General features: G+C 50.4%; 8 protein-coding genes. 6 read left to right on the top strand and 2 right to left on the bottom strand.

All coding sequences use genetic code 11. The features are described from left to right. Window positions 1–91 precede the first annotated feature (91 nt). From uvrA to K9N57_08195, 6 genes are all read left to right on the top strand, one after another. The gene (gene uvrA / locus K9N57_08170; GenBank protein ID MCF7804151.1) at window positions 92–2,935 is read left to right on the top strand and encodes an excinuclease ABC subunit UvrA; all 2,844 of its coding nucleotides are present in this window, start codon (window positions 92–94) and stop codon (window positions 2,933–2,935) included. Window positions 2,936–3,247: 312 nt separating this feature from the next. Further along, window positions 3,248–4,273 carry a Holliday junction branch migration DNA helicase RuvB gene (gene ruvB, locus K9N57_08175; protein MCF7804152.1) on the top strand — a complete coding sequence of 342 codons (1,026 nt, stop codon included), beginning with the start codon at window positions 3,248–3,250 and terminating at the stop codon, window positions 4,271–4,273. After that, window positions 4,270–5,346 (top strand): tRNA preQ1(34) S-adenosylmethionine ribosyltransferase-isomerase QueA, encoded by a 1,077-nt coding sequence (gene queA, locus K9N57_08180; protein MCF7804153.1) that lies wholly within the window; start codon window positions 4,270–4,272, stop codon window positions 5,344–5,346. The genes ruvB and queA overlap by 4 nt, the downstream gene beginning before the upstream one ends. 59 nt (window positions 5,347–5,405) lie before the next feature. Beyond that, complete coding sequence (ispD, locus tag K9N57_08185; protein ID MCF7804154.1) at window positions 5,406–6,134, top strand: 2-C-methyl-D-erythritol 4-phosphate cytidylyltransferase; 729 nt, start codon at window positions 5,406–5,408, stop codon at window positions 6,132–6,134. Next, window positions 6,131–6,607, top strand: a complete 477-nt coding sequence (gene ispF, locus K9N57_08190) for a 2-C-methyl-D-erythritol 2,4-cyclodiphosphate synthase (GenBank protein MCF7804155.1) — start codon at window positions 6,131–6,133, stop codon at window positions 6,605–6,607. Before ispD ends, ispF begins: the two co-directional genes overlap by 4 nt. Window positions 6,608–6,610: 3 nt before the next feature. Further along, window positions 6,611–7,240 (top strand): DedA family protein, encoded by a 630-nt coding sequence (locus K9N57_08195; protein ID MCF7804156.1) that lies wholly within the window; start codon window positions 6,611–6,613, stop codon window positions 7,238–7,240. Window positions 7,241–7,848: 608 nt separating this feature from the next. On the opposite strand, the gene K9N57_08200 is transcribed toward K9N57_08195, so the two are convergent. Further along, window positions 7,849–11,097 carry a T9SS type A sorting domain-containing protein gene (locus K9N57_08200; protein ID MCF7804157.1) on the bottom strand — a complete coding sequence of 1,083 codons (3,249 nt, stop codon included), beginning with the start codon at window positions 11,095–11,097 and terminating at the stop codon, window positions 7,849–7,851. Window positions 11,098–11,115: 18 nt separating this feature from the next. Continuing rightward, window positions 11,116–12,789, bottom strand: coding sequence for a T9SS type A sorting domain-containing protein (locus tag K9N57_08205; GenBank protein ID MCF7804158.1), 1,674 nt, complete (start codon window positions 12,787–12,789; stop codon window positions 11,116–11,118). Between the last annotated feature and the right edge of the window lie 1,033 nt (window positions 12,790–13,822).

The following is a 13,822-nucleotide window of genomic DNA, read 5'->3' on the forward strand; positions in this document are numbered from 1 at the left end:
AGTACAAAAAACGTAAATAGCACTTTTATGTAGAGAAGAAATCGTGTATTTTTCCAGATCGGCGGAAAATGTAATGATACTGGAGTGATAGATGTCCCGACGGGATAAAATAATTATCAAGGGCGCCCGGGAGCACAACCTCAAGAATATCGACGTGGAGCTCCCGCGGAATAAGTATATCGTCATCACCGGGCTCTCCGGATCCGGGAAATCGTCATTGGCGTTCGATACCATTTATGCAGAAGGTCAGCGTCGGTACGTGGAATCGCTTTCCGCGTACGCCCGGCAATTCCTCGGCATGATGGAAAAACCGGACGTGGATTACATCGAGGGGCTCTCGCCTGCTATCTCCATTGAGCAGAAATCCACATCGAAGAATCCCCGCTCCACAGTCGGCACAGTCACCGAAATTTACGATTATCTCCGTCTGCTCTACGCCCGGGTCGGTAAACCGTACTGCTATAATTGTGGTCAACCAATCCAGAAGCAGACCGTTCAGCAGATTGTGGACAGCGTCCTAGGTTTTCCCGAAGGTGCCAAGATCCAGGTGTTGGCGCCGGTGGTCCGCGGCCGCAAGGGCGAGTACAAGGATGTCTTCAAGGAGATCAAACGCGAGGGTTTCCTCCGCGTCCGCGTGGATGGTGACATTAAGGAAATCGACGAAGACTTCTCGCTGGATAAAAATAAAAAACACGAGATTGAGGTAGTCGTCGATCGCCTCGTGGTCAAGGATTCCATCAAGGATCGACTCACTGATTCTCTGGAAACAGCACTGAATATAGGCTCCGGACTGGTACTCATCGACCAGGTCGGCGAGGAGGAGCATATCTTCAGCGAGCACTTTTCGTGTCCCAAGTGCGAAATCAGCTACGAAGAGCTCTCTCCACGGATGTTCTCCTTCAACAGCCCCTACGGCGCCTGCGATGTCTGCGACGGTCTGGGGACACAGATGGAGATCGATCCGGAATTGGTAGTGCCGGATCACGGTAAGAGCCTGAACAAGGGCGCCGTGAAGCCGATTGGCGTCCAACCCCGGGGCAACTGGTACTCGCGGATCCTGAAGAGCCTCTCCCGGGAGTACGATTTCAAGTTTACTACGCCCTGGAAAAAAATGTCCGAAGATGCCAAAGATGCCATCCTGTACGGCACCAAGGGCGAGCGAATTACCGTGGAGTACACGTCCGACAAAGCCCGCGGCGAGTGGAACCGGGAGTTCGAGGGCGTGATTCCGAATTTGCAACGACGCTATAAGGAGACTTCGTCCGGTGGGGTCCGGAACTGGATCGAGACCTACATGCGGACGTTGCCGTGTCCCGGTTGCGACGGCGGGCGGATCCGGAAGGAGGCGACGGCTGTTAAAATTAACGGGACGAATCTTCCCGACCTCACGGCAAAGTCGATCAAGGAAATTGCGGACTTTTTTGATCCGGATAACGGCGGGCTGAAACTTACCGAGACACAGCAGAAAATCGCCAGGCAGATCGTGAAAGAGATCCGGGAACGGCTCCGGTTTCTCATCAATGTGGGGTTAGATTACCTGACGCTGGATCGCGGCGCCAGGACTCTCTCCGGTGGGGAGGCCCAGCGGATCCGCCTGGCAACGCAGATCGGATCGCAATTGGTCGGTGTGCTGTATATCCTGGATGAGCCAACTATCGGCCTGCACCAGCGGGACAACCAGCGGCTCATCAATACGCTGACCCATCTCCGGGATATCGGGAATACGGTCATCGTGGTGGAGCACGATCCGGAGACAATAGAATCGGCCGATGTCGTAGTGGACCTTGGCAAGGGGGCCGGCGAACACGGCGGCAATGTTGTGGCCATGGGAACGCCGGAGGACGTCAAAAAGACGGAAGATTCCATCACCGGGCAGTTCCTTTCCGGCAAACGGAAAATCAAATTGCCGGAGGAGCGCCGGAACGGGTCTGCTAACGAAATTTTCCTGAAGGGCGCCCGTGGCAACAACCTGAAGGAGATCGATGTTTCATTCCCCCTGGGGAAATTTATCTGTGTTACAGGCGTTTCAGGTTCAGGGAAGAGCACCCTGGTGAACGAGACGCTGTATCCCGCGCTGGCAAAGCATTTTTACGACAGCAGCAAGCAACAGCCGCTGCCGCACAGCAGCCTCAAAGGGCTTGACCACGTGGATAAGGTCATCGACATCGACCAGTCACCCATCGGACGGACGCCACGATCCAATCCCGCGACCTACAGCGGCGCATTCACGCCGATCCGGGATTTGTACAGTGATCTGCCAGAGTCGAAAATCCGGGGCTACCAGCCGGGGCGATTCAGCTTTAATGTAAAGGGCGGCCGGTGCGAGGAGTGCTCCGGAGACGGCGTGAAAAAAATTGAGATGCACTTTTTACCGGACGTCCACGTGACCTGTGAAGCCTGCGACGGCAAGCGATATAATCGGGAAACCCTGGAGATCAAATATAAGGGCAAGAACATCAGCCAGGTGCTGGATATGACCGTGACCGAGGCGCTGGAGTTCTTCCACAAAGTACCGAAGATCCGACGGAAGCTGAAGACACTGAAGGACGTGGGCCTTGGGTACATCACCCTGGGACAGCAGTCCACCACGCTCTCCGGCGGTGAGGCACAGCGCGTCAAGCTGGCCACCGAACTCAGCAAGATCGGCACCGGTAATACCATGTACATCCTGGATGAACCGACCACGGGACTGCACTTTGCCGATATCGAGATGTTGTTAAAGGTATTGAATCGCCTGGTGGACCGCGGAAATACCGTCATCGTCATCGAGCATAACCTGGACGTGGTAAAAACCGCGGATCACATTATCGACCTCGGGCCGGAGGGTGGTGACAACGGCGGGATGGTTGTGGTAACCGGGACCCCGGAGGAAGTAGCGAAACATGATACCTCGTACACAGGAAAATTTTTATCTGAGATATTGAGAAATAATTAACCGGAAACAAATTCTGAATTTGGGATTTTAGGCGGAAGCCGTGAAATAACTTGTTTTGCGGGGGAGCATAAATTAGATTGACGCCATCAAGTAGGGAGTATCCCCCGCAAAATTTCGGGAGAATAAACAGACTGCACTTACTGACCGGGAATAGCGAATTCATTTGAATGGATCTGAGAAGATTCATCAATTCCCCACTCATCCGGTACCTAATAATCCCGAATTAGGCTACAGACCTTACTGGGCAAATTGAGAAATAATTACGAACAGATGATAAAACGAAACGAAAAAACAAGATACTCAATATAGATTATGCGTTCCGAAGCCACTCAACCGGAGGTCCTGGAGGAAGAACGGGAATTTGATTCCTCGCTTCGCCCGACCACTTTTGACGATTTCGTCGGACAGAAGAAGGTCGTGGACAACCTGAAGGTGTTTATACAGGCAGCGGCCGAGCGGAATGAAGCGCTGGATCACCTGCTGCTGTTCGGTCCGCCGGGACTGGGAAAAACCACGCTGGCGCATATTGTCGCCCATCAGCTGGGTGTGCAGATTAAGGTCTCCTCCGGACCGGTGCTGGAACGTGCGGGCGATCTTGCGGGACTGTTAACGAAGCTCGGTCCCAGAGATGTCCTGTTTATCGACGAAATCCATCGCCTGAACAATGTGGTGGAGGAATATCTCTATTCTGCCATGGAAGACTACAGCATCGATATCCTGATCGACAAGGGACCGAATGCCCGGAGCGTACAGCTTTCTCTGGAACCGTTTACGCTGATTGGCGCCACCACGAGAGCCGGACTGCTGACTTCGCCAATGCGGGATCGGTTCGGTGTGGTCTCAAGGATGGATTATTATTCGGCCAAAGAACTCTTTAAAATCGTGAAGCGCTCCGCAAGGATCTTGGACGTGGGGATCGAAGAGGAAGGCGCTATGGAAATCGCACGACGTTCCCGGGGCACCCCGCGGATTTGTAATCGGCTGCTCCGGCGTATCAGGGATTTTGCCCAGGTCAAGGCGGATAACGTAATTACCAGGCCGGTGGCCAGGGAATCCCTGGAACAATTGGAAGTGGATGAATTTGGACTGGACGAAATGGACAAACGAATACTGGAGGTGTTGGTGTCCAAATTCGATGGTGGTCCGGTCGGTTTGAACAGCCTCTCTGTCGCCGTGGGCGAAGAGAGCGATACCATCGAAGAAGTGTACGAACCGTTCCTGATCAAGGAAGGATTTATTCAGCGCACGTCCCGGGGGCGGAAAGCAACCCCGCTGACGTACGAGCACTTCAACCAGAACTCCGACAAGCGTTCCACACAAGAAGGACTCTTCTCATGACAACTACAAACAGTGTTGATCCCATATTACAAAGTGATAAAGCCCAGCTGGAAGATTTCGATTACGAACTTCCGGAGGATAAAATTGCCCAGTACCCAGTAGAGCCCAGGGATAGCTCCCGGCTTATGGTGGTGAACCGCAGCACCGACACGCTGGAACACAAGGTGTTTACGGATGTCATCGATTACCTGGACGAGGGCGATGTGCTGGTGCTGAACGAAACCCGGGTATTCCCATCCCGGCTGATCGCCGTGAAGGATCAGACCGACGCCAAGGTGGAGGTCTTCCTCCTTCGGGAGCTGGAAACCAACATCTGGGAAGTCTTGGTGAATCCGGCGCGGAAAGTCCGTATCGGCAACAAGCTGACCGTCACCGAGGAACTCCAGTGTGACGTCATCGACAACACCATCTCCGGCGGACGGGTCGTCCGCTTCCTGTATGACGGCGACGATTTCTATGATATCATCCAGGAAATTGGCCAGGCGCCGCTGCCGCCGTATATCGATCGGGACCCGGAGCCTAAGGATAAGGAGACCTACCAGACGGTCTTTGCAGAGAATCGGGGGGCCGTGGCCGCGCCGACAGCCGGTCTGCACTTTACCGAAGACTTGCTGAATAAGATACAGAAAAAGGGCGTGAAACTGGCGCGGGTAACCTTGCACATTGGGTTGGGAACGTTCCGTCCGGTCACCGTCGGCGATCTCAATCGTCACCGGATGCACTCCGAGAACTACCAGATTTCCGTGGATGCCGCAAATACAATCAATGCGGCCAGAGATGCCGGCAAGCGCGTCATCGCCGTGGGGACCTCCAGCGTACGCGTGCTGGAGACGTCTCATTTGGCCGGGAAAAAGGTGGTGCCCGGCGAGGGCTGGACCGACCTGTTTATCTATCCGCCGTACGACTATCGTATCGTAGACGGAATGGTCACCAACTTTCATCAGCCGCAATCCACGTTGATTATGCTGGTAAGCGCATTCCACACCACTGACGGTATTATCGATGCGTATCAGACGGCGTTGGACGAAGGCTATCGCTTCCTGAGCTACGGCGATGCCATGTTGCTGATTTAACGATAAATCGGAAAACCGAGAACTCCCGGGAATGGGCTAACGCGCCGCGCCATCTTCTCATGACCTCCACCCAGCAAACACCAGTTATTGCCGTGATTCCCGCTGCTGGTTCCGGCACACGATTGCAACCGGCGCTGGGCCAGCCAAAACAATTTGCTCTGCTGTCGGGTACTCCGGTTCTGACACATACCCTGCAAGTATTCCAAAGATGTGAGTCTATTGACGGCATCGTCATTTCCACTCACCAGGATTATATCGATCGCATCCAACAAGACATCATCAGACCGTACGGAATTTCTAAAGTGGTGAAAGTCATACCTGGCGGGGAGACCAGACAGGACTCGGTTCGGAACGGATTGGATGCTGTCGAAGAAGTCTGCCCGGAAATAGCCGTCGTGCATGACGCCGCCCGGCCATTCGTGACGCCGGAGATCATTACGGCATCGGTGGAGACGGCGCGAGAGTTTGGCGGCTGTATCGTTGGAATTCCGGTGGTGGATACTATTAAACAGGTATCCGAGCACAGAATTAAGTGCACCGTTGACCGCAGTAAGCTCTGGGCGGCGCAGACACCGCAGACGTTTCAATATAACCTATTGTTGCGGGCATTTGATGAGGCGAATCAATCGGGATTTCAGGGAACGGACGAGGCGATGTTAGTGGAGCGTCTCGGAGAATCCGTTCGAATCATTGAAGGGTCCGGGCGAAATATGAAGATCACCACGCCGGAGGATTTTGCAATGGCTGAGGCGCTGATGACTCAAAGTAAAACGTCGGAGCCGGCGTGACCGTCCGTGTCGGCATCGGATACGACGTACACCAGTTGGTGCCTGAGCGGGATCTTGTTCTGGGCGGCGTTACTATTCCAAGCGATAAGGGCGTACTTGGCCACTCCGACGGCGACGTTCTCACCCATGCCATCGCCGATGCGTTGCTTGGCGCCGCGAACCTGGGTGATATCGGTGAGCATTTTCCCTCCTCCGACGATAATATCGCCGGCATCTCCAGCCTGGAAATCTTAAAAAAAATCCGCCAAAAAATCTTAAATACCGGCTACGAAATTGGAAATATTGATGCCACCATCGTACTGCAGGAACCGAAAATCGCCGGATATCTTCCCCAAATTAAAGCCAATCTTTCCGAAATTCTCACAATTGAACAATCACTTATATCAATCAAGGCAACCACTACCGATCATCTCGGCTTCGCCGGCCGCGGCGAGGGTGCGGCTGCCATGTGTGTAGCGAGTCTCAGAAAATAATATATGGACGAACTCCAGCTGTTTCTCCTTGAGGTTTCGCCGATCTACGCGTATAGCCTGCTCTTTATTACCACCGCGCTCGAAAACCTCTTTCCCCCGTTTCCCGGAGATACCGTTACGGTAATCGCGGCGTACCTGGTCGGCCGGGATTCTCTGGGCATCTGGTGGACATATATCATTACAACTGCCGGAAGTTTGGTCGGGTTTTTGGTGTTGTACGGCGTCGGACTGCGGTTCGGCCGGGGATACTTTTATCGCAAAGATTTCAAATATTTCGGCAAATCCACGATTCAGGAAGTGGAGCAGCTGTTCGACCGATGGGGTATTCTGATTATCGCCGTCAACAGGTTCCTGTCCGGCTTACGTGCGGTGATTTCCCTGGTGGCCGGTATCGCCGAGTACGACTGGCGCGTGGTCACCGGACTGGGATTCATCAGCTGCGTGCTCTGGAACGGCGCCCTGATTTACGCCGGCAGCCGGGTCGGCGAAAACTGGGAGACGGTGTTGTTTTATATCCGCCAATACAATGTAGCGGTGTTCATCATCGTTGGAGCTGCGGTGTTGTTTTGGGGATATTTTCATTTGTATCTGCCGGTGAAGGCAGCCAACAGAGGTGAAGAGAAAAAGAGGTAAATGTTGAAGCTGGGAGACCGGAAACCGGAGACAGGAGAAGGGAACAGCCCCAATGGGGTATTCATACGTGATCCTGGAGAAAACTCCCAGGAATTCTTTGAATATCCAGCCGATGATTCGCCGCGGTGGAGAAAAACCAGAGTCCCATAGGGACGATGTGCTATCAGCCCACCAATTTATTGGTGGGATCCTGATTCGAGAATATCCTGCTAAATCCCGTCAGGGATGACTGAATATAGTAAAAGAATATCCAACCGACGAATAACCAATCTCCAATGTCAAAGTGCCCCACACCGCGTTCCGAATGAAGAGTGATGAATGAAAAAGGAATAATAAACGGAGGCCGAAAGACCGAAGGCTTTCATGCTCGTACCTCCGGATGCCGGTTTTACACAATTCCCCTGTAATTGCGTTAAAATGATTTTGTTTTGCGAAACTCTTATTTGATGTAAGGAATATGGGCAAGGTTTCATCCGGGAAAATATATGCACTAGTTTGCCCGTGAGTTCAGATTTTGTGACAATTTCCCGGAAATCCATTAAAACACTAGCCCCGGCTGGAGTAAAGCCGGGACTGATCATTTTACACCACTATTTTGTAGTGACCGGCTACTTCAACAACAACATCCGCCCAGTTTTCGTAAACTGCTGATCGCTTTCCAGACTCCGGCTGGTCATCCGATACAGGTACATGCCGGATGGCAAGGAGTTACCTTCGAATTCCACGGTGTGGTATCCGGCCAGCTGGTCGGTATGCACCAAGTCCTGAATCAGACGCCCGGACAAGTCATAGACCTGGAGGGAGACTGCACTCTGCTCCGAAAGCGCATATCGAAGAGTGGTTGTCGGATTAAACGGGTTCGGAAAGTTTGCTAAGAGGGCGTAAGCCGTCGGCAGATCCTGCGTGGCGGGTGCCGGCGGAGATTGGGATCCGCCAGGTTTGCTCAAGTATTGGTTTTTCATCTCATGGGCAGTGTCGCTGTCAATCAACCCGGCGGTGAGTTGCATGTCGATTAGATTCTCATCAACGCCGTATTGCGTCTCATATTGCTTGATTACTGTGAGTGCCCCCTCAGAATCATCGAAAGCAAAGGTGGTAAGCACCCATTCCTTATACAGTGCATCCCTGGCAGCCCGTGTCTCAGGATACTTCTTGACGATCCGGTGACATAAATCCACGGCCTCCCCGTATTGTTTGGCGAGACTGGCCTGGTTCGCCTGATATCGCAGTGCCCAGGCGGCCACACGGGAACCTTCGTATTTCTTTGCCATCGAACGCATTTCCGGAACGGTTGTTTTATTGCCCCTATCCGCTCGTAAGCCCATGTATTTGCGGAACGCCATCACGGCCAGGTCGTGATCCGGATTCATAGCCACCACTTTCCGATATTCCGGAATGGCGTCGGTATATTGCTTTGCCCGCTCCATTCCCCGGGCCTTTTGAAAGGCTGCAATAATAGCAGCATCTCCATTTCCCGCTGGAAGCATTTCTGGATCAGATCCACCATCAGGTTGAGAGGTGGTTCCCTTCTGAAATCCCGTCGGATAGCGATCGGTTTTATCCTCATCCTCATACGGCGTGTAATCAATACTCCCGTAGAATTTCCCCGTCGGAGGCGGAACCGCGCCCCAATAATTGTCACGGGCGAGAACTGTAATGCTACTATTGTCATTGTAAACATTGTAGGAGGAATTACCGGCAATAGTACTCCACGAATAATCCAGGTACGCGTCGGAATAATCATGGACAGCCACACCGACCGTATTGTCTGTGATTACATTAAGCCCATCCTCATCACTATATTGCCAGAAGCGGGGATCACCTCCGTCATAGGATCGAACTCCAGTCCCATTGTTGTAAATATCATTTTCACGCAACACCCCCCGGGAATCATCGAACCGGATGGCGTAGGTTAAACTGTTATAGATATCATTATCCAGGATTTGTACCCCGGTTATACTACCATAGTATTGCACCACTTTGATGAGTTCGGTATCTTCCTGATCCCCATCAATGTCGTTGCCCTCCACTGTCGCTTTCCGCTCGGAGAGGTAAATACTGCCGTAATCACTGCTGAAAAACGTATTATTTTTAATGTTCAGCGGCGTATTGGATCCATACCCCTTAATCTGGTATGTGCCGTGTTTGAAATCACAGTATTGAATAGTCAGGCTGGCATCGAAGCAAACGACGGCATTTTCGAAATGCTCAAAATTGCAGTGTTCCAGCGCGCCGCTACTCCCGGAATAGAATCTGATCCCGGTCCACTTGCCGGAGCCGTCATGATCGAAGTTGATTTTGCTACCGGATGTTCCAATGGCCTTGAGCTGCGAGCCACTCCTCACCTTGATGCCGTCTGACCCGTCCACTTCGATGGTCGTCCCGGGCAGGATGGTCAGTGTGGAATTATTATCGATGTACAAATCATCGGTAATCGTGGCCGTCCCTGCCCAGGTCATACTTTCGGTGATCGTGCCACTCCAGGAGTGGGAGCCTTCGTAGTAATTGGGATAAATATCAGCAGTCATAGTAGCCTGACTATCGCCAATATTCAAAATAGCGAAGTGCGAAGATGTCCCATCTTGATTGTCCGTATTCGGCGCCGTGTAAGCTGAGATTGAACGGACATTACTTGTCCCAGGGAAAAAGTCTCCTAAATCGCCGGTATTTCCATAATTGTAATCTAGGTCATTTGTACCATCAGCTTCAATTATCTTTACTTTAAATCCATTATTAAACAGTTGAGTACCCTTATGATATACTAGGAGACCTCCGCCCAATTCTTCTGTATTGGGACCTCGATAAAGGTAATCAAATCCAATGGGTTGTCTGTTTTCAATTATAAAATATTCACCTTGATTCCAATCACTCAGATCCATCCCATCCAGGTCATAAACTAGTGCAAATGAAGTATTCTCCACCGCAGGAATTTGCTGGTCTACTAAGTTTGAGCTAATGGACTGGGGATTGAGCCAATCAAGTTGCATCTTTTCCCAAACAGAAAGATGAGGTGGACACTCTTTTTCCGCCCATCCAAATGAACTGGCCCATGTAGCCATTAGTGAAAAGTCCCCTAAGCCATCTCCATTACTCCCTCCTCTGTGGTCTAGGAATCCAAACATATGACCAAATTCGTGCGTAAAGGTGTAAATTCCAGCGAGCCAACCACCCGTACCTTGTCCACCCCATTTTTCATTTGTCATAAATTCATCACCATAACGTTCAGCGTTTGGTGTTAATCCGTCGCTGTCTGCTGTAGATGTAATGCGGCCATTAGCGTAAACAATCGCATAAACATCAAATTCGCCTGAGGTCATTAAACCGGCATTTATGGCTTCATTTTGGGCACTCTGGACTAAATTAGAACGTGAGACTCCATAGGACTGATTAATGTAATGATCCTTATTGTAGGGTGCTCGGAACCAGTCAATGCGTGATTGGCCATTAACATTGACAGTTGCATTTACAATCCGACTTTCAGCGGTGAGAGAAAACTGACTGTAAGATACCTCGTTACAATAATCCATAAAACTTCCGTATACAGTCCGTCCATCGGGTGAAATTGTGTTGTATGAATTGGTGGTGAATAATGGATTATAGTAATTCGAATAAGAATAATAGGTGATTTCACCATTATCTATACTTTTTACACTCCCCCGTGCCTCAAGGCTGACATCCGCATCAGCAAATTCAATATAAAATACGCCCATTTTCAGTGAAGCGGGAGCGCTTGGAATAACGACCGGTTCTCCATCACCAACACAACTTTCAGGCAGGCTAGATACCGTATCACCGCCCTGGGAGAAAATTGGCATAAAACAAAAAAGTGTTGTTGTGACTGCCTTTATTATTTTCATGATAATCTCCTGTGAGGGTCATCGAAGTAGTACGATTTTTGTTGCAATCGCCTGTGTTTTAGTCACTAATCGGCAAAGATAAATGCCGGTGCTCACCTCCCTCCCATTATTATGGGAACCCGACCATTGATAACGATAATCGCCAGGTCCTTGTTGTTGGTTCACTAGTACGGAAATGAGTTCACCGCGTATATTATAAATAGCCAAATGGACCAATTGAGTACTTGCGAGGTGATACTGAATTTGAGTCTGACTATTGAACGGGTTGGGATAGCTCTCATATAAAACAGTCCCCGTCGGTATCGATGTTTTCTGTTGATTAATTCGGGTGATTACGTGCCCCAATTCCCCTTTGTGGTTTATCTGTTGTCCGTAAATCCCAAATAGGTTACTAACCGGTTCCCGTTCGTCCCAAAACAAGAGTGTTCCCCCATCGCCTGTGGGCACAAACTGCCTTCTCCCAAAGCCCCTGAGCCAGTTTTCTCGGGCAATAGTCAGGATCCCGGGTTGTGACCATTTAAGCATTCCTGTAGGATCGACACATTGGGTATAAAAATTATCTACTGAATCAACACCAAGTTCTCTGGAAGGCTTTAACCCGAAAAACCCACCAGTGCAATCCGGAGCGTGGGCAAAATATTCAATAGGTTCCGACCATAGAACCGTCCCTGTACTGTCTATGTGTTGGGTGGAATCCAGGAATTGGTAATTCGCTTCGGTTTCCCAACTTACATAGGCCCCCCGGTGACCATCTGAAATTAAATGAAATGATGGCGTATGCACATCGTGTTTAATTGGTATTCTTACATCACTCCAGAGTTTTTCTCCCGACAGATTCAGCCGTTGTAGGCCGATATAACTCTCCGCTGATAACCGCAATCCCGCATAAATGAGTCCTTGAGCCCCATCCGAGACAGCCCGATTACTCAACCCCGCCGAATCCGCCATCACCGGCGCTTCCCACACCGCCGTCCCCTCGGCACTGTACCTGCTCACTCGGGAATGCGCAATAAGATAGACACCCTCATTCTTATCGTCCACCAGGGCAATTCTGGGATCCGGTCCTGGTATGGTCGGGAGACCATCATCCTGGAGCAAAACGTTCCCTGTCTGATCAATATGTTGTAAATAGACGTAGTCTGAGTCGGATCGCCAGTCATACCAGGCGATAAACGCCCCGCCTTGCCCGTCCGGAGCCATCGCCTCCCAGAGGGTTGGCGTATACGGGGGCTCCATATAGGCACGCACCGGCACCCCATTTCCCGCCCAGATGGTATGGCCAGCGCTATCAATCCGTTGCGCGTAGAGTGCATTACTGGAATAATCGAACGTAATCGAGCCTTCATGGTCACTGTAGTCTCTCCATAACACGATGGCCCCACCTGTCTTATCGGGGATGATCACCTCCGGCCGTTGCGTCCGCGGTGCCTCAGAAATACTGGTATCCCATTCAATATAGCCAAAGCGGTTTACTCGCTGCATATAGAGATCATGACCATACTTTGCATACGCGATATACGCTCCTCCCTGATTATCTGTTACGACCTGGGGATAAATGTGACTTTCCGCAGCGGGGGTTAATCGTAAATTGTTGGAAGGGTCAGTGGCCCATTGTCCCCTTACTTCCTGTAATCCCAGGCAATTCAATCCAACTACACTCCATAACGCGACCATTGACAACTTTTTAAACATATCGTATACCATTTTCTAGACCATTGTTTCTATTCGTAAACCACTCTACTTTTTTCAATACAGGTAATCTGAATGCATATCCTGAATTATTCATGAATATTTTTTTAGAGGCACTGTTCAAAGATCTATACCCAAAAAAAGCCAAAGAGTCTACCATTATTAGACGAGATCTGAGTGACACTTTACGGCGTCAACCTAAGCTTATCGAAGGGTGAACGCCGGTCCCTATCGCAACCTCCTTGCCCACACACGGATAATCCCGATAATTGAACATTTTTTCCCGGTTCGTGAATAAATTAAGCTAAATTAACATTTTGGTTCCGCACATTTTCCCTAATGGGATGAACCTTAAACGCGCAAAGGACTTCAGACTGGCTGGTAACAACCTGGCGATAAAAAGAAATTACAGTTTCATTTTAATTATACCCCCCCCTCCCCCGTTGTCAAGAGGAAAGTGTTTTTACGTGCATAAATTTCTCGTCATGTCCAATGGAAAACATACCGTATGACATATTGCTTTCGGGGCAAAGTAACGAAAAGGGAGAACCTGTTCGTGGTTGGTTGTTCGTCGTAAAAGACGAGAAAGCAGAAAGGAGAACGGAAAACAGGGAATGGGATGGAGAAGGTATTTGATCTCGGTTTCCCGATTAAAGTCCGCAAAGCGGGTTTAAGCGGGAGATAATTAATGATTCAGGTCCCACAGTCACTGCCTCGCAATGAGATTGCGAGGTTATTCATTGGAGCCTTTGAATCTTATTCAAAGGCGGACTCCTGTCGGTGGTCCCTGCCGCGATGGAATCGCTGACAGTAATGTATATATCAATATTTTCACTACCGTCACCGACCTCAACAGAGGATCGGCGACGGATTGTTTACGCGGCTAAAGCCGCGACTACAAACAGGAACACTATAACACAGAAATACCCTGTTAAACCCGAGTACTCTAAAACGTGAACACCCGAACACTATGACACCTGAACAATGTTTTTACACTGTCTTTTCACCCTTGCTTTCCCTAGCTTTACAGAATTGA

The organism is Candidatus Neomarinimicrobiota bacterium, from assembly GCA_021734025.1.
In the GTDB taxonomy this organism is placed as follows: Bacteria; Fidelibacterota; JAANXI01; order JAANXI01; family JAANXI01; genus JAANXI01.